The sequence below is a fragment of the Marnyiella aurantia genome (genome assembly GCF_014041915.1).
In the GTDB taxonomy this organism is placed as follows: domain Bacteria; phylum Bacteroidota; class Bacteroidia; order Flavobacteriales; family Weeksellaceae; genus Marnyiella; species Marnyiella aurantia.
Window position 1 is genome coordinate 1,647,328 of the sequence record NZ_CP059472.1, and the last position, 20,249, is coordinate 1,667,576.

Below are 20,249 nucleotides of genomic sequence, written 5' to 3' on the forward strand. Positions count from 1 at the left end.
GTACGTCTGTAAAATTAGCGAATATTTATTTTCCGTGATTCACCTCCAGGATTTCCTGAAGAATTCTGTATAGCAGGTGCGTAGGAAGCCCCATTATAGTATAAAAACTGCCTTCTATCTTATTTATTTTCGCCATTCCCAACCACTCCTGGATGCCATAGCTTCCCGCTTTGTCCATGGGCTGGCAGCGGTCAACATATGCTGCAGCTTCTTGTCCCTCAATGGTGTCAAAATATACATTTGCCACATCAACCTCAGTGGTAGTGTACTTTGCGCTGCGTACCGTAATAGCTGTGTATACCCGATGCATTTTTCCGGACAGACTTCTCAGCATTGCAATTCCCTCCTCCCTTTTTTGCGGTTTCCCCAGAACCTGACCGTCCAGTACCACTACAGTGTCGGCAGTAATGAGGATCTCATCTTCGCCGATTGTTTGGAAGCTGTTTGCCTTCAGTTCAGACAGGTAACCCGCGACCTGATCAGCAGGTAAATCATCAGGATAGAACTCGTCACAGTCCGGAACTACAACTTCAAAATCATAGCCTAGGTGTGTCATCAATTCCTTCCTGCGAGCGGAACCGGAGGCCAGCAGTATTTTTTTCTTCATATATCAAACACTTTTTGTATTATCCTCGGTCCACTTACCCTGCACCTTCATCACCTGTTCTATCACGTCGCGTACTGCGCCCTTCCCGCCTTCTACAGGAGAAATATAATGAGAGACATCTTTTACCTCCGGAACTGCATTTTTAGGACAGGCTGCAATTTTGGCCACTTCCATTATCCTGATGTCAGGAATATCGTCACCCATCATCAGGATTTCATCATCACTAAGTCCATATTTAGCTTTGAAATGCTCATAATCTAATGACTTATCAGGCGATTTTGGATAGTAATCCTGAATTCCAAGGTAATGAATACGGTGCTTTACATCAGGATCGTTCCCTCCCGTAATAACACCAATGAGGTAATCTTCCTTTATGGCTTTTACCACAGCATATCCGTCCAGCACACTCATTACGCGGCACATATGGCCTCCGGGCATCAGGTAGACACCGCCGTCGGTAAAGACGCCGTCTACATCAAATACAAAAGCCTTTATATATTTCAGGTTTTCTTTATAACTCATACATTTCTTTAATTGACTGATTCATCATTTTGTACAGTTCCAGCGTAGTGCCATCCAGAAGTTCCTCATGCAGTTTCAGAATGCGGCGGTCATCGCGCACTGCCGGCCCGGTTTGTGCTTCCCTTGGTTCCATAAAGGATATTTTTTCCACAGTTTCTTCAATCAGAGGCTTGAAATAGTGGAACGGAATATTCTGTCTGTCTGAAATTTCCTTTGCGCGGCTGAAAAGATGATTCACGAAATTACAGGCAAACACTGCTGTCAGATGTACATACTTCCTTTTCTCATAAGTGCTCTCCATCACGTTTACTGAGATTTTACCTGCCAGCTCGATGAGCATATCAGCATCTCCAGGATAATCTGCCTCTATGAAAAAAGGAATTGAAGAAAAGTCAGGTCGCTTCGCCTTACTGAAAGTCTGGAGAGGATAAAAGCAGGCTTTACGGTAATTGCCGCGTAAAACATCCACAGGAAGTGAGCCCGATGTGTGTGCTACCAGACAATCCTGCCTTCGGATAGTCCCGGATACCTCTGCTACTGCATGATCACTTACTGCGATCAGATATAAATCAGCATCAGACAGTTCAGTGGTGGAGACGGGTATTTTAAATTTACTGTTTATCTCTGTCAGTGCGCCTTCATTTCTTCCGAATACCTGATGTACCGGAATCCGGCTGTCTGCAAACATACCTGCCAGATGATACGCTACATTGCCCGAACCTATGATTACAATGTTCATTTAACAAATATAAGCCTTTAGGCGTTTGGACTAAAAATTGACACATTAATTTAACTTTTAATTATATTTACCATCCAAACCACGAAGCACCCAATGAAGCCTATAGACGCAGAAATAATTGCGATGATGAAGGAGGAACGAAGCCAGGAAAAAGGTCTTCGTAAATTGATGGATACTTATCAGAGCAGGCTGTATTGGCATATACGGCGAATGATTGTAGACCATGATTTGGCTCAGGATGTGCTTCAGGATACATTCATAAAGGTCTATCAGAACTTCCATCAGTTTAAGCAGGACAGCCAATTGTACACATGGCTGTACCGGATAGCAACCAATGAGGCGCTGCAGCAGCTGAACAGGATGAAGAAGATGCAGAAGTCCGACGAGGACCCGGATTATCATCTGATGAACCTTGTAGCCGATAACGCAGGCGCTGGTGGAGACGAGATACAGTTGCTGCTTCAAAAAGCGATACATACGTTGCCGGAAAAGCAGAAACTGGTATTTATGATGAGGTATTATGATGATTTGCCCTACGAAGAGATCTCACAGATTGTAGATATGTCTGTAGGAACATTAAAGACCAATTATCATTATGCCAAACAAAAGATTGAAGAATATATAAAAGCAAATTACGAATCGTAATTTAACCACAGATGAAAAATTTAGATATAGAAAAACTGGAACGTAAGAATATTTACACAGCACCACCGGACTTTTTCAGCGAGGTGCAGGATAGTGTTCTGAAATCTTTACGGGAATCCAAGGAGAATGTTCCCACACCAACTATTGGGAGATCCCGGAGTAAGGGCTGGTATGTTGCCGCAGCAGCCCTGGCTTTAATCGCAGGTGGCACGTTTGTATATAATGCTGGATCGGGTACTGAAAATACTTTAGCGCAGAAGTCCGTTTCTCAGGATGCAGCGATAACCCCAAGCACCACTATAGATTCCGAAGAAGTTCCGCAGCCTTCTGCTGCATCAGAAAATTACGCAGTTCTTGCAAAAGATTTAACCTTGGCAGAAAATGAATATCAAAAAGAAAGACAACCCGAAAAGAACACTGTAAAACCATCGGGGAAAATGGTAATGGCAACGTCGCCGAGAGCAGACGTGAAAATGGATATGATTTTGGACGAGTTCAGTGCGGAAGATATTGCGGCACTATCCATGAACGCAGAACAGGATGTGTATCTCGATTTATATAACTAACATCTATCCGGGAAAAAATGAAAAGAATTAATTTAGTCTTAAGCTTCCTGGCTTTGTTTTTCCTTAACTCGCTTCATGCGCAGGAAGAAAAGGATTGGCGCAATATGAAGCCCGAGCAGCGGAAAGATCTTATAAGTAAAATGAAGCCTGAAGAAAAGCAGGAATTGCTGCAGCAGTTCAGAGAAAACATGATGATGGAGGAACTGGATGTCCCGGCTGATAAGAAAGATGATTTCCGTACACTTTATAATGAGTATCAGGAAAGCCAGAAACAAATTAAGGAAAGGTTTAAAGCCAGCAGGAATTTCGAAGGTATGAATGACCGTGATGCTAAGCAGGAACTGGATAAAAGTTTTGAACTAGGCCAGCAGTTGATGAACAACCGCCGTAAATATTCGGAAAAATTTCAGAAGATCCTGAAGCCGCAACAAATCCTTGAAATGTTCCAGAATGAAGGAATGATGCGCACAAAGATCCTGGAAAGAAAAAATGATAACCAAAACCGGGCGACACCAAGGGGTGAGTCGGCCAGACCACAACAGCGCGGCCGTACTTTGCATCAGACTCCAGGTAGTGCACCAGGTAGAAACAATAACAATAACGGGTTCAGAACCCAGAGCAGACGACCATAATAGTTTATTTTTTTAATGTTTGGACGACCTTTGCAATGTATTTTGTGAAGGTCGTTTTGTTTGAAGTTATATCATAAAAAAACAAAAGGCACTGGAAAATCAGGGAGTTACAATAGAAGTGCAATGATTATTGCGTAGAGGAATCGATTGACATACAAATAATATTTCTGAAAAAAAATCATTCAAAATTCCCTATTTTTGCAAATACTTACAATTTTAAATGAAAAACATACGCAATTTTTGCATCATTGCCCATATAGACCACGGTAAATCCACTTTGGCGGACAGGCTTCTGGAGTATACCAATACCGTAACCCAAAGAGAACTTCAGTCCCAAACTCTGGATGATATGGACTTGGAAAAGGAGCGGGGAATTACGATCAAATCCCACGCAATCCAGATGGATTATGAACTTAACGGTGAAAAATATGTGCTGAATCTCATCGATACTCCTGGCCACGTAGACTTTTCATACGAGGTGTCCCGCTCCATAGCTGCCTGCGAAGGTGCTCTGCTTATCGTAGATGCTGCGCAAAGTGTTCAGGCACAGACTATAAGCAATCTTTATCTGGCTCTTGAAAATGACCTGACCATTATCCCGATCCTTAATAAAATTGATTTACCGTCCGCTAATCCGGAAGAAGTAACGGACGAGATTATGGAACTTATCGGTTGTGAGTACGAGGATGTTTTACGTGTATCCGGAAAAACCGGTGAGGGTGTCCGCGAGTTACTGGAACAAATTGTGAAGAGGGTTCCGGCGCCGGTAGGCGACGAGAACGCACCGCTTCAGGCACTTGTATTCGACTCTGTATACAATCCTTTCCGTGGTATCGAAGCCTATTTTAAAGTGGTGAACGGCAGCATCAAAAAAGGTCAGCGCATCAAATTTATGGCTACCGGCAAGATGTACGAGGCTGACGAGGTGGGGACACTTAAACTGAAACAGGCTCCAAAAACCGAAATTAAGACCGGTGACGTTGGCTATATTATTTCCGGAATCAAAGATGCCCGCGAAGTGAAAGTTGGTGATACCATCACCTCCTTCGAAAATGGTGCGGAAGCAGCAATCGAAGGTTTTGAAGAAGTAAAGCCAATGGTTTTTGCCGGAATCTATCCTATTGAAGCCGAGGATTTTGAGGAACTAAGATTCTCGCTTGAAAAGTTAAGACTTAATGATGCTTCATTGGTTTTCGAACCCGAAAGCTCCGCGGCACTTGGCTTCGGATTCCGTTGCGGATTCCTGGGCATGCTGCACATGGAAATCGTACAGGAAAGACTGGACCGCGAGTTCAATATGGACGTTATTACCACGGTGCCCAACGTTTCTTACCACGGCTATACCAAAAAGGATCCGGAAAAGATGATTCTCATCAATAACCCGTCCGAAATGATGGACCCAATGACTATGGACAGGGTAGAGGAGCCCTTCATCAAGGCTTCCATCATTACAAAGTCAGACTTTGTAGGTGCGGTAATGACTCTGTGTATAGAAAAACGCGGCGAAATCGTAAACCAAAGCTACCTTACTGCCGATCGTGTAGAACTTATCTTCAATATGCCTCTGGCAGAAGTTGTTTTCGATTTCTACGACAGACTGAAATCAATTTCAAAAGGATATGCTTCCTTTGACTATCACCCCATCGGTTTCCGTGCCTCCAAGCTGGTGAAAATGGATATCCTGATCAACGGTGATATGGTAGATGCACTTTCGTCTCTGATTCACGACAGTAACGCTTATTACATCGGTAAAAGGATGTGTGAGAAGCTGCGCGAACTGATCCCGAGACAGCAGTTTGATATTGCCGTACAGGCTGCGCTGGGTGCCAAAGTGATTGCCAGGGAAACGATCAAGGCATTAAGAAAAGACGTTACCGCGAAATGTTATGGTGGCGATATCTCCCGTAAGCGTAAACTTCTTGAAAAACAGAAAGAAGGTAAGAAAAAGATGAAGCAGATCGGTAGGGTAGAGGTTCCTCAATCCGCATTTATGGCGGTACTGAAGCTGAATGATTAATATTATCTGGGCGCTTTTTCCGCCTTCCACTCCCGCTTTTTTTCCTTTGCAGGAAAAAAGAGCTCCGTTCCAGTCGGAGCGCGGGGGTCAGCTTCGTAAAAAGCGGAGTGTTAGCAAACGAAATTCCTGATCCTTTCAGGAATTTTTTATTTTTGTTTAAACATAATTGAATGAAAAATATTTTCATACTGCTGATTCTGGGTTGTACTGTTCTGAATGCCCAGCAACTGCAAACTCCCTACGAACAAGGCAATGGCAACCAAACCACTACCTACGGGGAAATGACGGCCTATTACGAGGATTTAGACAGGGCATTTGAGACCATCTCAGTCGAAAATTTCGGACAGGATGATAATGGCGAACCCATCCGGGTAGTGCTTTTTACTCCTTCAAATAATAAAAACCTGCCGGTACTTCTCATCAATAACGGTATTCATCCCGGAGAACCCGACGGTATTGACGCTACAATGATGTTGATGCGCGACCTCGCCACAGGCAAAATCATTTCGAAGAATTTGAAGGTCGCGGCGGTGCAGTGCTATAATATTTCGGGTATGCAGAGACGCGGGAAGTTCAGCCGTGTAAATCAGAACGGTCCGGAGGAGTACGGCTTCCGCGGCAATGCCCGCAATTATGACCTGAACCGTGATTTCATTAAGAATGACAGTGAAAATGCGAAGGCCTTTCAGCAGATCTTCCATCATTTTAGACCAATTTACTTCATCGACAATCATGTAAGTAACGGTGCAGACTACCAGTATCTTTTCACCTATATATCTACCAATAAAGAAAGACTTGGCAAGACGTTGGGAACTTATCTTCACACAAAAATGCAGCCGGCCATCCTGCAGCAACTTGAAAAAAAAGGTATTCTGACCACGCCTTACGTCAATATTCACGGCGAAGCTCCAGACAAAGGATTTCCCTCATTTATGGATTCGCCGAGATTTGCCACAGGTTATACCACACTTTTCAATACAATGGGCACCGTAGCGGAAACGCATATGCTTAAGCCTTATGCCGACCGCGTAAGGGCCACTTATGAATATATGCTGAGTTCGCTGGAATATGTGGGCAGAAACCGTTCGGAAATCCAGAAGAAGATACAGGAAAGTGCCGCGGAACTTCGGCCCGGTAAAAAGTATACACTTCGCTGGAAACTTACTGAGAATAAACACAAACTGCTGGATTTCAAAGGTTTTGAAGCCCGGCGTAAGACAAGTCTAGTTTCCGGAAAACCCCGGCTGTATTACGACAGAACCATGCCCTTTAACAGGAAAATTAAGTTTTTTGATGAATATGCATCTGATCTTCAGGTAACCGTTCCGCGGTATTATGCAGTGCCAAAATCGGAAAGAACAGTTATTGAACATCTTAAAAGAAACAGGATAGAGATGCGGGAGTTAGTGCGTGACTCCACGGTAATGGTCGAAATGTATACGATTGTAGATTTTCAGACCGTCAAAAGTCCGTATGAAGGTCATTACCTGCATTATGATACCCAAACGAAGTCCGAGTTTAAAAGCATCAGCCTCAGCAAAGGAGATTATCTGGTACCCGGTGCGCAGGAAGGAGTGAAGTATCTTCTGGAGACACTGGAACCGTCGGCAGCCGATTCTTTCTTCAACTGGAACTTCTTTGACGCCATATTGGGACAAAAGGAATATTTTTCTGATTATGTTTTCGAAGATACTGCGGCTGAATTACTTAACATTGATACCGTTCTGAAAACGGCATTTGAAATGGAGAAGGTCATCAATCCCAAATTCGGGAAAGATGAGAAGGCGCAGCTTGACTGGATTTACAGGAAGTCACCTTACTACGAAGATACGGTTAACCGGTATCCAATTTTCCGTCTTCCGTAACTAATATAAGTGCTAACTTTAGGTTAATGAAACTGAAAATAGTACTGAGTCTTTTCTGTTTGTTTTATATATCGTCAATCATTCTATTGTCCGCGGATTTGTACACACCCGGTGAAAGTGCAGGTAAAGTACTTCGCGCCATATTAGAACTTCTGACCATTCCCGTAGTTTTGGCTGTGCCAGCACAGGTGGTCAGCTGCGGATTTCTGTATTTCCGGACGGATAGCTCGGGAAAGTCTGGTTTTTTAGCTCCCCTGATAATCAATCTCATTAGCCTGATCATCATGATTGTGGCCACACTCGCCGGAATTTAAAGAGATCTCTTCGGACGGTTTTTTTTCAGTGCATATTCTGCATTATTGATGGCGCGTTTCTCCTTCCAGTCCATATATTTTTGGCGAAAAAGCTTTTTCATCAGATTATCGAAGTTCCGCTGAACCGTTAAGTTAAGAATTGAACGGGCTTTCACTGCCAAAGATTTATCCCAGGCACGCAGTGAGATGGAAAAACTGCCGTCCAGATACTTCATCCAGTGCCAGTAGCCAGTGGGCATAAAGAGGGTGTCACCGTGCTCCAGAAAACATTCTATCCCTTCAATACCGTTAAGCGCAGGAAATTGGTCCAAATCAGGGTTCGAAATGTCAAAATCCTCCATGGCATAGGTTGCAAACGGCATTTTATAAAGCCGTCTTTTCCATTTATTCTCAAAGAGAAGTATATGTTTGCGGCCATTAAAATGCGTGTGGAAAATGTGCGCGAGATCTATATCGTAATGAAGAAAGGTTACCGAACCTTTGCCGCCAAAGAACATATTGGGGTATTTGTCCAGGAAACCTCCCATCAAATCTTTAGGCGGTATATAGTCCTGCTGTAGTTTCGGAGATGATTTTATAGGATTGAAAAGGAATATGCGCAGGTCTGTTGGAGTGTCTTTTATTAAATCCAGATAATCGCCAAATTTCATTTTTGCAGCGTGGGCGTTAATCGGTGCGGCCGGATCGGCCTTGGAGGAATCATGCAGCGGCACTTCCACATCGCCTATGGAATCCTTCAGGTAATCAAAAGTCCATTTTTGGTAAGCCGGCCAGTTCCGGGCCATGTTTCGGATAACAACAGGTTTTCTGGGCTTCAGGTACTTTGTATAAAACTCTTCTTTACTGATGTCTTCCACTACATCAATCGGCTTGTATATAATGCCCATCTTCTTTTTTAATTTGATGGCTAATTTATTAATTAATTTGGCGGACTATTTACATTTATGCATTAAGCCCGTTGCGACATTCCCATCACGCTCGAAGCAACTGTGTAACAACTCAGCAAAATGGTTTACTAATATTTCAAAGCTAATTTATGAAAACAAAATTCCTCATTTTCCTGCTATTTTGCTGTTCCGTAATCACTTTTGCACAGAAAACCATTTCCGGCAAAATTAAGAACTCGGACGGTGAGTTCGTGCCAAGTGCCAGCGTAACGGTGGAGGAAAAAGGAAAAGATGCCATTATCGCATATGCCATTACCAACAGTAAAGGTGAATATAAAGTAACATTTACTTCAGCAGAGTCGGATGTAGACCTGAAGATTAAGGCTTTTAATCATAAGCCTGTTACCCGAAGTGTACAGAATACCAGCCAAAATCTGGATTTTACGCTCGATACTGAGGCCACAGAAATAAAGGAGATTCAGCTGAAAACGCGGTTGATTACCAAACGGGGTGATACAATTTCCTATGACATCCAGTCTTTTGACAGTAAAAATGACCGGACCCTGGCCGATGTTCTGAAAAGGATGCCGGGTATAGAAGTGAATAAAGACGGCTCAATCCTTTATCAGGGCCAGCCGCTGTCCAAGTTTTATGTGAACGGTAAAGACCTGATGGAGGGTGGTTACGGCGTTGTGAATAATGCGCTGCCAAAGGATGCAGTACAGAAAGTTGAAGTACTGGAAAACCACCAACCCGTAAAGATCCTGCAGGACAAGGTTCCTTCTGATCAGGCAGCTATTAATATCAAACTTAAAAAGCAGGTTACGATGACCGGCCGTGGTGAAGTGGGCGTAGGAATCTCTGACCCCGCAATCTGGAATGTGAAACTTACGCCCATGTTCTTTGGCCAGAAAAACCAGTGGGTGGTAAATTACAAGACAAATAATACAGGTGAAACTGTAGAAAATGAAGGAAATATGTTCGCCATGGGTAACCGTTGGGAAGGCCGGCGCAGTAATGCCTCGCAGAACAGCTGGCTGAGCGTGGAACGTGCCGCTGTTCCTAACTTACCGGAGAAGAGATATTTGATGAATAATATCCATTTCCTTAGTGCCAATCTGCTGACTTCTCCTTTCAAGAACAAGGAATGGGAGCTCAAAGCTAACGCCAGTTATGTAAACAATGCAGTGGAAAGGGAGTCCTACGAGGAAACCTTTTTCAAAAAGGAAAATTTCACCGAATTTAACATAAGGGACAATAATCTGTATACCAACAAAGCTAAAGGAGAAATTATTTTTACAAAAAACGCAAAGGAAGGCTTCTTTAAGAATGTAACCAGTTTTAACCAGTTCTGGAATGAAGACAGAGCATCCATTAACCTGAAAAACTCGGAGGACGATCTGCTTAATAAAAACTCACGTCAGACATTAAGTTCACCTACAGGCTCTTTTCAGAATTCACTCAGTACTATTATACCTCTGAAATCAAAAATGCTGAATGTGATGTCCTACATCAGCTATCAGGATGACAACCAGCTACTGCGCGTAACACCGGGCAACTATGTATTTTATCCTGAGTTAGTTACGGGCCCCGGGAGCGTGCCGGTGTTCAACAATATCTTCGCTGATTTGCCTGAGGTAAGCCAGGATTTCGGAATGAAAACTTTTGAAGCCAATCATTCAGCGACGATGGGTTTCACTAAAAAGTTCTGGACTTTCACACCGGAAATTGGATTTAATTATACAGGCAACAGTCTCAATTCGGAAATTCTTGAATTTGCCAATGCACCTTATAATCAGCGCCGGGAGGATTTCTCCAATGATCTCCGTTTTAGGGAGGCTGTGCCTTACGTGGGACTTGGAGTAAATTATAAGTCGGAGGCCTGGACCGTTGGAATCCAATTGCCTGTTAACTATAATATGATCACGGCTGAGGATGCTGGACGTTCCGTTAATAAAGACTTTGACAAGATTACATTTGAACCTTCCGGATTTGTGCAGTACTCTTTTGCGTCTTTCTGGAAAGCTGCTTTAAGCGGTAACTGGAATTATAATTTTGCTACAATCAACGATCTGTATGGTGGAATTTTAATGTCGCGTCCAACTTCCTTTTCAGCAATGAATCCGGATAACCCTTTGTCCGAAACTGAATCCAAGCGTGCTGGTTCGCGTATTGAGTACCGAAATCCGCTGAATAATCTTTTCTTCAACGTAAATTACAGTCTTTCACAAACTGACCGTAATCTTATTGCTGATATTGACCGGGGAATTGGTTTCGGAATCATAAGTTATATAGAGCAGGATAACCAAATTGTAAGCAACTCCCAAAGTGCCGAGATAGGGAAATACTTTCCAAAGTTTAAATCAAACCTGTCCCTTTCATTCCGCAACTCAACTACCACCTCAGACAATGCCCGTGGAGGCGAGATCTTTGAGAATAAGAATTCCACTCAGAACCTTACCTTTAAGCTTAATAATGCTTATTTTTCGTGGATGACGCTGGATTATAATTTCACAACAGGATGGGGTAAAAACAGCAGTACATTTGGAGATTCAGAGACAGGCAGCTTCAACCATAACCTGGGGCTTACTGTATATCCGGTGGAAAACCATTCGGTAACCCTGAACTGGGACCAGCTCAATTACTCCAGTGGCGACCAAAATTTCAAAAATGGATTCTATGACCTGACCTATCAGTATGCATGGGCGGCAAAAAAGGTGGATTTCGAATTGAAATGGCTCAATATCGCAAATAAGAAAGTTTTTGAACGTGTGTTTGATGATGCCTTTACGTATTCATTCGAACGCATCAGAATTCGTCCCAGTCAGTTTATGGTTGCTGTGAAGTTTAATTTCAAGTAATAAAAATAATGAGAAAATTAGCCCTTATTCTGGTTTTTGCATCGGTAATGACCTTCGCTCAGGTCAACCGGTTTATCTACGAATACTCTTTCCGCGCAGACTCTACAAAGACAGACAGCCTGAAAACAGAATGGATGTATCTGGACGTAGCTGATAAGGGTTCGGTGTACTACAGTAAGACTGCATTTGAAGCGGATTCCATCATAAACGAAAGCCTGAAGAAACAGTTGGCTTCAGGAACGAGGAATATATCCATGTCACGGCAGAACTACGCAAGTTCAATTACGTATAAAGTGGAAAAAAGTTATCCTTCCTACCAATCCCTGCTGATTACTGAGATCGGAAATGAACGGTATAAAGTAACTGAGGACCGCACTATAAACTGGAAAATCAGTTCCGAAAAAAAACAGGTGGGTGAGTTTAATGCTCAGAAAGCAACAGGTCAGTTTGCCGGCCGGAGCTGGACTGCCTGGTTTACAACGGACATTCCAATTCAGGAAGGACCCTATAAATTCCACGGTTTGCCGGGACTTATTGTAGCCGTTCACGACGGTACCGGCAGCCACCGAATGGAACTGAAGGGAGTGAAGAAGATGGCTGCAGTGAATCAGGAAACGCTGGATACCAAAGGAAAGGATATTCCGCTCATTGGAAGGAAACCTATTGATGTAACGCGTGCTCAATATGTTAAACTTCTTAAGCAATACGAAAATGATCCGGTGCAGGGAATGCGGGAACTCCTTAACCGCCCCAATTCTACGGTGAAGATTAATGTAAACGGTACGGAATATTCGGACTCTAAGGATATCCTTAAGTTGATGGAGAAAACCGCACGCGATAATCTGGCGGCCAATAATAACAGAATTGAACTTCAACCATAGAAAAAGCCCTGATGAGGGCTTTTTTCAATGTTAAAAGTTTTCATTATCAGCGCTGGGGCCGTAACTGCCAGGAAGCGGAATTTCCAGCAGGCGGTAATATACACCAAGCTGGGCGCGGTGGTGGGTGATTTGGTTTAGGGCATGGCGTATAGCTTCGTACTTACTGAACCTGGCAAGAATTTGTTCTCCCATACTCATGCTCCATCTGCCGTTCAGATCTTTTTCGTCCATATTACTCAGTTTTTCGATGCTCTTAGCGTAGCCATCTTCAAACATTTGCAGCAATCCGTCTCTGTCTGTAAGTATTGTTGGCTCGTACTCTCCTGAAGCAAAGTCCAGATTCTCCGTAGTCATCATAAAATGTGGCCAGCCGAAGATTTCAGCAAGATGGGTAGCCAGCGGCATCATCTTCATGCTTTTTTCATGCGGAGCATAATCGTTTTTCCCTTCGGGATACAGCTCAAGAAATTTTCTGGTGGTCTCGTACTCCTGCTGCAGTTCTGTTCTTAGGTTGGGTAAGGTGTCCATGGATTTTTTGTTTAAAGTTAATCATATATCAGAAATGATTCACAGTTATTCTGAATGTTCCTTGTAACATTTTTGTTATAGGGTTACACTAATAAAGAAATATTGAGATATGAAGAGAATTTTCACATTAGTGTTGGTAACTGCGTTTTTTGCCTTAAACGCCCAACAGACTGCAAACCGGTTTTTTTATGAACTTACTTTTAAACCTAAAAAGGACTCCACACGTACGGAAAAGGTAATGACCACTCTTGATATTGTGGCAGATAAATCCATTTACCAGGATTTTACGGTGCCTGCGCAGGATTCACTTATAAAACTGGAAGTAGAAACTATGGAGAAAAGCGGTGCGTGGAAGGATATCACGAAATCGATCCGCATGCCGAAATTTACCCATAAGATCCAGAAATCTTATCCTGATATGAAGGTTACCTATTCCGACCAGATCAGTATGAAGAGATTCGGATATGAAGAAACAGCAAAACCAACATGGACTATACTTTCTGAAAAAGAAAAAATAGGAGAGTATAATACCCAGAAGGCCACTACAGAACTGGGCGGAAGGAAATGGACTGCATGGTTTACAACAGAACTTCCTTTTCCGGACGGACCGTATAAATTTGCAGGTCTACCCGGCTTAATCGTAAAAGTTGAGGATACAAACAAGGATTACAGCTGGACAATAAAAGGCAATAAGAAAGTCCAGAACTGGGAAGAACTTTCCTATGCTGAAAAACTCAACTCCAAGTACGGCTTGAGTCAGAATGTAGTGATTGTAGCCCGGGATAAATTTGAAAAATCGCTGGAGAACTTCAAGGCAGATCCAATGGCAGAGATGCGTCCATACATGACTCCGGAAATGATGGGCCGTAAGATGCCTGGCTCCGATAAAACTATTGGAGAATTTGTTAAAGACCAGGAAAAGTTTGCCAAGGATTTTTATGGCTCAAACAACAATCCAATTGAAATCCCAACATCAGGCGGCAAGAAGAAATAAAATAGTAGCAATATTTAACCCAAAAGCCCGGTGCACTCATATCCGGGCTTTTTTAATGGAATCACCCCGCTGTACACCAAATCCTTATTTAGATTAAATTTAAATAACGTATATTTGCACCTAAATTTACAGGCTTGAAAAACGATCTTTCCAACAAACTTTGCTGCTTCCCGCGAAACATTTCTGGGAAGGTTTTGGATTACGAAAATGAACATCTGGAGATGCCGGGAAAAATCATTGAAATGGGACTTCTGCCCGGAACTGTTTTCCGTGTACTCTATCAGGCTCCGTTCAGCGGGCCGCTTTACGTTGAATTTGGAGAGGAGAAAAGCCGGATAGCCCTTCGTCAGGAAGAGGCACGCTTCATCATTGTGGAAACCCTTAAAGACTGAGATGCATACTGCACGAAAGAAAAAACAGATCCTGCTTGTGGGAAACCCCAACGTAGGAAAATCAACAATATTTAACGCCCTTTGTAACCGCCAGCAAAAAACAGGTAATTACGCGGGTGTAACCGTAGCCAGCCATTCCGGAAACTATATTTATAAAGAGGAAGAGATTGAAGTGATTGATCTTCCAGGATCGTACAGCATTTATCCCAGTTCTGAGGATGAGGCTATCTTCGCTAAATTCCTTGTAGACGAAATTCACAATTATTCCGGTGTCATATATATTCTGGATGCCATGAACGTGAAACGCGGCCTTCTTCTTTTCCGGCAGATCCAGGATTTGGGAGTACCGCTGATTATGGTTGCTAACCAGCTGGATGAAGCGGAAAGGCGTGGAATTACCATTAATTTTAATGTTCTTGCTCAGGAACTGGAAGTAAAGGTCTTGCAAACCAATGCAAAGAAACAGGTGGGTATTGACGTAATAAGAGAGTCAATCCATGCAGATCACTTTACGGTTGCTGCCTCTTCCTCTTTTGAGATCCCTTTGGAACAGCGGGAAGCCGTTCAGAGAATTGCCGCTCAGACCACCGAAAAGAATGAGTATAAAGTGTGGACTCTTCTTTCTTCGGGAACCTATATGGGTAAACTGGATACCGTACACGAGCAACTGAATCTGAATGATGACAAATGCATTGTTCCAAAACGTTTGCAAACCCAGGAAACCATAAGACGCTATCAGAGTATAGATAAGATTGTAGCCAAAGTTTTAGCAGAAAAACCCCAGCTAAAGGAATTTCTGACCGAAAAACTGGATGCAGTACTTGTACACAGGTTTTGGGGTTACGTATTTTTCACTGCTATCCTCCTGCTTATCTTTCAGATGGTATTCTTTATGGCCGAATATCCGATGAACTGGATAGATGGTGGTTTTGCCTGGCTTTCCGAATCGGTAGCTGCCATGCTTCCCGAAGGACCACTGAACAGCCTTCTTTCAGAAGGGATCATCCCCGGTTTGGGCGGTATCGTAATATTTGCTCCTCAGATTGGCATCCTACTGTATTTTCTTTATTTACTGGAGGATTCAGGATATATGGCAAGGGTTGTTTTTCTGATGGACCGCTTCCTGAAACCTTTCGGCTTAAACGGTAAAAGCATTGTTCCCCTGGTTTCAGGTGTGGCCTGTGCCATTCCCGCTATCATGAGTACCAGAAATATTGAAAATGTAAAGGAACGACTTATTACCATATTGGTTACTCCCTTTATGACGTGCGCTGCCAGGCTCCCTGTATACAGTATCATTATTGCACTCGTAATCCCGGAAGGAAACTTCCTGGGTATTGACTACAGGGCTATTGCTTTACTGGCTATGTATCTCTTAGGCTTTGTAGCTGCCCTGTTGTCTGCAATTGTGCTTAAAAAAGTGATAAAGCAAAAGAGTAAAACTTTTCTGGTGATGGATTTACCACTTTATAAAGTGCCTTTATTTGGCTATGATTTCAAGCTCATGCTTGGCAAAGTCTGGGATTTTATAACGGGTGCCGGCAAAATAATACTTGCAGTCAGTATGATCTTATGGGTATTCAGTTACGCGGGACCGGCACAAAATGAAAACGAAATGGTGGCCACTGATGTTCACCTGGACCATTCCTACCTTGCGAAAATTGGTCAGACCATTGAACCTGTGTTCGAGCCTTTGGGTTACGACTGGAAAATGGGCGTATCCATCATTACAAGTTTTGCAGCCCGTGAAGTATTTGTGGGGACAATGAGTATGCTTTACAGCATGGATGATGATACCGAAGAAACGAAAATTATAGATAAGATGAGGAATGACGTACGGCCTAACGGCGAACCTGTTTTTACCCTGGCCACCGGAATTTCAATTCTTATTTATTATGCCTTTGCCATGCAGTGTATTTCCACAATCGCTGTGGTGTACCGGGAAACAAAAAGCTGGCGGTGGACGCTTATCCAGACCGTTGCCATGACGGGACTGGCATATATTGCAGCGTTTATTGCCTATCAACTCTTAAAATAACAGTATGGAGACCTCATTGCTTATTCAGTACGTGATTATCGCAGTTCTTTTGATTGCTGCCTTTTATTATATCTTTAAGATATTCAGAAAAAAGTTCAGTCTGCGGCGGAAGGGTAGTGAAAGTAACAACTGTGATTCAGATTGTGGTTGCAGTTAAATGATCAGTATCTTAACTGCTGTTTAACCTAATAAATAACTCACTGTGAATTTATGATGTGGATAACTGTAATATCTTATTCATGTTGGAATTCATACTTTTGCAAAGAAAATAAAAACACAGATAATGTCCTTAATTAAAAGCATTTCAGGTATCCGCGGTACCATTGGAGGGAAAGTAAATGACAATCTTACGCCGGTTGATGTTGTAAAATTCACAGCTGCGTTCGGAACACTGTTACAGCGTACCCACAACAGGAAAGATCTTACTCTTATTATTGGCCGCGATGCACGCATCTCCGGCGCCATGGTTAATTCGGTGGTTACAGCCACGCTTCAGGGACTTGGTATACATGTAGTGGACCTCGGACTTTCCACCACACCTACTGTAGAGGTTATGGTACCTGAACTGCAGGCACATGGCGGAATTATCCTTACAGCATCGCATAACCCAAAACAGTGGAACGCACTGAAGTTGCTTAATGCCAAAGGCGAATTTATAAATGCGGACGAAGGTGCCGAAGTACTGAATATTGCGGAGAAAGAGGATTTTGAATTTGCTGAGGTAGATGATCTGGGGAAATATGAGACCCGCGAAGACGCTTTTGATATCCATATTCAGAAGATTCTGGATTTACCAATGGTAGATGCGGCGGCCGTTAAGGCAAAAAAGTACAAAGTCGTGCTGGATGCCGTGAATTCTACAGGTGGTATTTCACTTCCGCCACTGTTGGAGAAACTGGGCTGTGAGGTCGTGAAACTTTACTGTGAACCGAACGGGCAGTTCCCCCACAATCCTGAACCTTTGAAAGAGCATCTTACAGACATATGTGAGCTGGTTATAAAGGAGAAAGCAGATTTGGGAATTGTAGTGGATCCTGATGTAGACCGTTTGGCGCTTATCGATGAAAAAGGCGAGATGTTCGGCGAAGAATATACGCTGGTGGCTGTTGCAGATTATCTGCTGAAGCATACCAATGGAGTAGCGGTATCCAATCTTTCCTCCAGCCGCGCATTAAGGGATGTGGCACATACGCACAACTCTCAGTATTTTGCAAGTGCAGTGGGCGAGGTGAATGTGGTGAACCTGATGAAGGAAAAAAACGCGGTTATCGGTGGTGAAGGAAATGGTGGAATTATCTATCCCGACCTGCACTTTGGAAGAGATTCGTTGGTAGGAGCTGCACTGTTCCTTACACATCTTGCGAAAGAAGGTAAAACAGTTTCTGAACTGCGTGACGGTTATCCTGCGTACTTTATGGGCAAGAAGAAAATTGAACTCACGCCGGACATTGATGTAGATGCACTTTTAACAAAAATGGAGAAAGAGTATCAAAATGAAGAGGTTTCCGTAGTAGATGGTGTTAAAATTGATTTCAAAGAAAATTGGGTACACCTCAGAAAATCCAATACAGAACCTATTATCCGCATTTATACGGAGGCAAAATCCCAGGAGGAAGCCGACCGTTTGGGCGATGAGATAATAGTAAAGATTAAAACGCTGATCTAAGGTCAGCAGAGTTAAGTTTAATTAGATGTTTAATCAAAGTTTGGAACCTGGTTTCATACATTGTTTGGACTACAAACAGATAAGTGGAAGAATTTTTTGAAAACGAACTTGCAAGAAAGTTCGAAGATATGATAGAGAACAATGATGAATACTACTTCGATACCGAAGAGTTGGAAGACATCATTATTTACTATCTGGAACTGGGAGACATTTCCTATGCAGAACAGGCTGTAAACTTTGGCCTGAAACTGCACCCCAATTCCATTGAAATTAAAACAAAACAACTGGAAGTCCTGCTGGAACTGGAGGATTACAGTACTGCGCGTAAACTCATTGCAGAGCTTACCGAATCCTGTATGGAAAGCACTGATTTCCTGGTTTGCTGTGCAAAATATTACTCTAACCTGGGAAACCCCAGAAGAGCCATTGAGTTTTGTGAAAAAGCGCTGAAACTGGAGGAGGAACAGAACTTCCTTCACAATTTTATAGCGGACGAGCATATTAACCTGCAGGATCCCTTCAGCGCACTGAAGCATTATAAACTCGCACTTACCTTTGATCCGAATGACGAATATTCATTTGAAAACTGTCTGGTTTGCCTGAACGAGCTTAAAAAGTATGATGAAGCTGTAGAGTTTATGAATTCGTACCTGGACCGTTTCCCTTTCTCGGAGATCGCCTGGTATGAATATGGCCAGTTTTTCTTTAACCGGAAGAATTATGAGGAGGCTATTAAAGCTTTTGACTATCTGCTTGCCATCAATTCCGGCTCAGTAAATGTTTACGGAAATAAAGCCGCCTGTCTGGAAGCTTTGGGTAAATATGATGAGGCCATTAAGGTGTACCAGGAGATGCTTGAGGTTGAATTTACGAAAGCTTTTACTTACTACAAAATCGGTCTGTGTTACCGAGAACTTAAACAGCCGGTGCAGGCACTTGCTGCCTTCCAGAGATCGATGGTAGAAGATCCTCAGTTCTACCAGTCCATGATGGAGCAAAGCTATATTTATGAGGAGATGGGCGGTATGAAAGAAGCTTTGCACTTTGCCAAGGAAGCTACGGCTCTGAACGAGGATAATCTGGACTATCAGAAACGGATGGCTTTCCTTTATATTGAATCGGGAAGGTTTGAAGAGAGCCTGGATTGCCTAAAGAAGCTGGTGACCCAGGAACCGGGACGTTTTTATAACTGGTATGCGTATTCTGAAGTGCTGATGCTGTTGGGCGATTATGAAGAAGCCATTTCACTGCTTGACAGAGCGGTGCAAAAACACCAGAGAGCCGAGCTGTATTACCAACGGAGCAACTGCTGGTTCCATCTGAAGAACGAACAGGGGGGTAGAGAAGATCTGGAGAAGGCACTTGAACTTGATGAGTCCATCGCCGAGGATATGCTGCAGAAATATCCTTTTATGGAAGAGGAGGTAAAGAAGGTGAAAGCTCGAAAGAAATAAGAACTTCAATATTGAAGAGGGCAGATTTTATCTGCTCTCTTCATTTATATATTGTTTAATCGGGTGATCAGAGTCCTGTAACTGACTTACTTTACTCCGGTCCGCAGGCGGATTTTTTCCACAAATTCATAAGCGGCGGGGCAGATGAGGGTGTTCTGAATAGTGAGGTGATTGATCTGGTAGATTTTTTTCCGGTCCGTGTGGGGGAACTCGCGGCAGGCTTTAGGCCGCACTTCATAAATCGAGCAGGTATTGTCGTCATTTAAAAACCAGCAGGGAAGGTTTTGCAGGACTTTGTCGCCGTCTTCGTCCGTTCGCAGATACCGTGATTCAAAATCTGCGGTTTTCATGCGCAGATGCTTTGCGATACGGTCGGTATCCTTATCGGTGAAGAGAGGGCCGGTAGTTTTGCAGCAGTTGGCGCACTGAAGACAGTCCACCTTCCTAAAAACTTCATCATGGACTTCCTGCGCCAGATAGTCGAGGTTTTTGGGCGGCTTCTTTTTCAGTGCCTCCAGTGTTTTCCGGTGTTCCTTTTGTTTTAAAGTAGCCTGATTTTTATAGAATTCAAGATCCATTGGGCAAAAATACGCCATATATTTTACAGAACCTGATTCGTGGGGAAACCGCGGCCGCGATAG

At 43.1% G+C, this 20,249-nt stretch carries 20 protein-coding genes; 14 read left to right on the forward strand and 6 right to left on the reverse strand.

The annotated features are described in order from the left end of the window. Window positions 1-25: 25 nt before the first annotated feature. The 3 genes from H1R16_RS07555 to H1R16_RS07565 are packed head-to-tail and all read right to left on the reverse strand — an operon-like array spanning window position 26 to window position 1,868. On the reverse strand, window positions 26-607 hold the full coding sequence (locus tag H1R16_RS07555) for a Maf family protein (RefSeq protein WP_181887182.1): 582 nt from the start codon (window positions 605-607) through the stop codon (window positions 26-28). Window positions 608-610: 3 nt separating this feature from the next. After that, entirely contained in the window at window positions 611-1,129 is a 519-nt protein-coding gene (locus H1R16_RS07560; RefSeq protein WP_181887181.1) for a KdsC family phosphatase, read from the reverse strand. Then, complete coding sequence (locus H1R16_RS07565) at window positions 1,119-1,868, reverse strand: Rossmann-like and DUF2520 domain-containing protein (RefSeq protein WP_181887180.1); 750 nt, start codon at window positions 1,866-1,868, stop codon at window positions 1,119-1,121. Before H1R16_RS07565 ends, H1R16_RS07560 begins: the two co-directional genes overlap by 11 nt. Before the next feature lie 93 nt (window positions 1,869-1,961). Here H1R16_RS07565 and H1R16_RS07570 point away from each other — a divergent pair, with 93 nt between their 5' ends. The 6 genes from H1R16_RS07570 (at window position 1,962) to H1R16_RS07595 (ending at window position 7,907) form a co-directional block, all read left to right on the forward strand. Beyond that, complete coding sequence (locus H1R16_RS07570) at window positions 1,962-2,513, forward strand: RNA polymerase sigma factor (protein ID WP_181887179.1); 552 nt, start codon at window positions 1,962-1,964, stop codon at window positions 2,511-2,513. An 11-nt stretch (window positions 2,514-2,524) separates the two neighbouring features. Further along, the gene (locus H1R16_RS07575) at window positions 2,525-3,079 is read left to right on the forward strand and encodes a hypothetical protein (RefSeq protein ID WP_181887178.1); all 555 of its coding nucleotides are present in this window, start codon (window positions 2,525-2,527) and stop codon (window positions 3,077-3,079) included. Between the two features lie 17 nt (window positions 3,080-3,096). Beyond that, on the forward strand, window positions 3,097-3,711 hold the full coding sequence (locus H1R16_RS07580) for a hypothetical protein (RefSeq protein ID WP_181887177.1): 615 nt from the start codon (window positions 3,097-3,099) through the stop codon (window positions 3,709-3,711). Window positions 3,712-3,931: 220 nt separating this feature from the next. Further along, window positions 3,932-5,728, forward strand: a complete 1,797-nt coding sequence (gene lepA / locus H1R16_RS07585) for a translation elongation factor 4 (protein ID WP_181887176.1) — start codon at window positions 3,932-3,934, stop codon at window positions 5,726-5,728. A 170-nt stretch (window positions 5,729-5,898) separates the two neighbouring features. Then, complete coding sequence (locus H1R16_RS07590; protein WP_181887175.1) at window positions 5,899-7,593, forward strand: M14 family metallopeptidase; 1,695 nt, start codon at window positions 5,899-5,901, stop codon at window positions 7,591-7,593. A 26-nt stretch (window positions 7,594-7,619) separates the two neighbouring features. Then, window positions 7,620-7,907 carry a hypothetical protein gene (locus H1R16_RS07595; protein WP_181887174.1) on the forward strand — a complete coding sequence of 96 codons (288 nt, stop codon included), beginning with the start codon at window positions 7,620-7,622 and terminating at the stop codon, window positions 7,905-7,907. Here the strand turns inward: H1R16_RS07595 and H1R16_RS07600 are convergent. After that, entirely contained in the window at window positions 7,904-8,794 is an 891-nt protein-coding gene (locus tag H1R16_RS07600; RefSeq protein ID WP_181887173.1) for a cupin-like domain-containing protein, read from the reverse strand. The genes H1R16_RS07595 and H1R16_RS07600 overlap by 4 nt on opposite strands. A gap of 149 nt (window positions 8,795-8,943) precedes the next feature. On the opposite strand from H1R16_RS07600, the gene H1R16_RS07605 reads away from it, so the two are divergent. Together H1R16_RS07605 and H1R16_RS07610 are read left to right on the forward strand one after the other, a co-directional pair. Beyond that, complete coding sequence (locus H1R16_RS07605) at window positions 8,944-11,655, forward strand: carboxypeptidase regulatory-like domain-containing protein (protein WP_181887172.1); 2,712 nt, start codon at window positions 8,944-8,946, stop codon at window positions 11,653-11,655. An 8-nt stretch (window positions 11,656-11,663) separates the two neighbouring features. Beyond that, entirely contained in the window at window positions 11,664-12,536 is an 873-nt protein-coding gene (locus H1R16_RS07610; protein WP_181887171.1) for a GLPGLI family protein, read from the forward strand. A gap of 30 nt (window positions 12,537-12,566) precedes the next feature. Here H1R16_RS07610 and H1R16_RS07615 read toward each other — a convergent pair whose 3' ends face one another. Then, window positions 12,567-13,064: a DinB family protein gene (locus H1R16_RS07615; protein ID WP_181887170.1), complete on the reverse strand. Its 498-nt coding sequence runs from the start codon at window positions 13,062-13,064 to the stop codon at window positions 12,567-12,569. 109 nt (window positions 13,065-13,173) lie between these two features. Here H1R16_RS07615 and H1R16_RS07620 point away from each other — a divergent pair, with 109 nt between their 5' ends. The 6 genes from H1R16_RS07620 (at window position 13,174) to H1R16_RS07640 (ending at window position 19,608) form a co-directional block, all read left to right on the forward strand. Then, on the forward strand, window positions 13,174-14,058 hold the full coding sequence (locus H1R16_RS07620) for a GLPGLI family protein (RefSeq protein WP_181887169.1): 885 nt from the start codon (window positions 13,174-13,176) through the stop codon (window positions 14,056-14,058). Window positions 14,059-14,192: 134 nt separating this feature from the next. Then, entirely contained in the window at window positions 14,193-14,450 is a 258-nt protein-coding gene (locus H1R16_RS07625) for a FeoA family protein (RefSeq protein WP_181887168.1), read from the forward strand. 1 nt (window position 14,451) lies between these two features. Further along, a complete protein-coding gene (feoB, locus tag H1R16_RS07630; protein ID WP_181887167.1) occupies window positions 14,452-16,488 on the forward strand; it encodes a ferrous iron transport protein B in 2,037 nt (678 codons plus the stop codon). 4 nt (window positions 16,489-16,492) lie between these two features. After that, complete coding sequence (locus tag H1R16_RS12410; RefSeq protein ID WP_375139298.1) at window positions 16,493-16,645, forward strand: FeoB-associated Cys-rich membrane protein; 153 nt, start codon at window positions 16,493-16,495, stop codon at window positions 16,643-16,645. 126 nt (window positions 16,646-16,771) lie between these two features. Beyond that, entirely contained in the window at window positions 16,772-18,154 is a 1,383-nt protein-coding gene (gene glmM / locus H1R16_RS07635; protein WP_181887166.1) for a phosphoglucosamine mutase, read from the forward strand. 83 nt (window positions 18,155-18,237) lie between these two features. After that, entirely contained in the window at window positions 18,238-19,608 is a 1,371-nt protein-coding gene (locus tag H1R16_RS07640) for a tetratricopeptide repeat protein (RefSeq protein WP_181887165.1), read from the forward strand. A gap of 86 nt (window positions 19,609-19,694) precedes the next feature. Here H1R16_RS07640 and H1R16_RS07645 read toward each other — a convergent pair whose 3' ends face one another. Further along, a complete protein-coding gene (locus H1R16_RS07645; protein ID WP_181887378.1) occupies window positions 19,695-20,186 on the reverse strand; it encodes a YkgJ family cysteine cluster protein in 492 nt (163 codons plus the stop codon). Between the last annotated feature and the right edge of the window lie 63 nt (window positions 20,187-20,249).

Bases quoted from the DNA above. Each gene is read 5' to 3' on its own strand.
- H1R16_RS12410 (WP_375139298.1), top strand. From the start codon at position 16,493: ATGGAGACCTCATTGCTTATTCAGTACGTGATTATCGCAGTTCTTTTG.
- H1R16_RS07565 (WP_181887180.1), bottom strand. From the start codon at position 1,868: ATGAACATTGTAATCATAGGTTCGGGCAATGTAGCGTATCATCTGGCA.
- feoB (WP_181887167.1), top strand. From the start codon at position 14,452: ATGCATACTGCACGAAAGAAAAAACAGATCCTGCTTGTGGGAAACCCC.
- glmM (WP_181887166.1), top strand. From the start codon at position 16,772: ATGTCCTTAATTAAAAGCATTTCAGGTATCCGCGGTACCATTGGAGGG.
- H1R16_RS07610 (WP_181887171.1), top strand. From the start codon at position 11,664: ATGAGAAAATTAGCCCTTATTCTGGTTTTTGCATCGGTAATGACCTTC.
- H1R16_RS07615 (WP_181887170.1), bottom strand. From the start codon at position 13,064: ATGGACACCTTACCCAACCTAAGAACAGAACTGCAGCAGGAGTACGAG.
- H1R16_RS07595 (WP_181887174.1), top strand. From the start codon at position 7,620: ATGAAACTGAAAATAGTACTGAGTCTTTTCTGTTTGTTTTATATATCG.
- H1R16_RS07575 (WP_181887178.1), top strand. From the start codon at position 2,525: ATGAAAAATTTAGATATAGAAAAACTGGAACGTAAGAATATTTACACA.
- H1R16_RS07605 (WP_181887172.1), top strand. From the start codon at position 8,944: ATGAAAACAAAATTCCTCATTTTCCTGCTATTTTGCTGTTCCGTAATC.
- H1R16_RS07555 (WP_181887182.1), bottom strand. From the start codon at position 607: ATGAAGAAAAAAATACTGCTGGCCTCCGGTTCCGCTCGCAGGAAGGAA.
- H1R16_RS07600 (WP_181887173.1), bottom strand. From the start codon at position 8,794: ATGGGCATTATATACAAGCCGATTGATGTAGTGGAAGACATCAGTAAA.
- H1R16_RS07580 (WP_181887177.1), top strand. From the start codon at position 3,097: ATGAAAAGAATTAATTTAGTCTTAAGCTTCCTGGCTTTGTTTTTCCTT.
- H1R16_RS07570 (WP_181887179.1), top strand. From the start codon at position 1,962: ATGAAGCCTATAGACGCAGAAATAATTGCGATGATGAAGGAGGAACGA.
- lepA (WP_181887176.1), top strand. From the start codon at position 3,932: ATGAAAAACATACGCAATTTTTGCATCATTGCCCATATAGACCACGGT.
- H1R16_RS07620 (WP_181887169.1), top strand. From the start codon at position 13,174: ATGAAGAGAATTTTCACATTAGTGTTGGTAACTGCGTTTTTTGCCTTA.
- H1R16_RS07590 (WP_181887175.1), top strand. From the start codon at position 5,899: ATGAAAAATATTTTCATACTGCTGATTCTGGGTTGTACTGTTCTGAAT.
- H1R16_RS07560 (WP_181887181.1), bottom strand. From the start codon at position 1,129: ATGAGTTATAAAGAAAACCTGAAATATATAAAGGCTTTTGTATTTGAT.
- H1R16_RS07645 (WP_181887378.1), bottom strand. From the start codon at position 20,186: ATGGATCTTGAATTCTATAAAAATCAGGCTACTTTAAAACAAAAGGAA.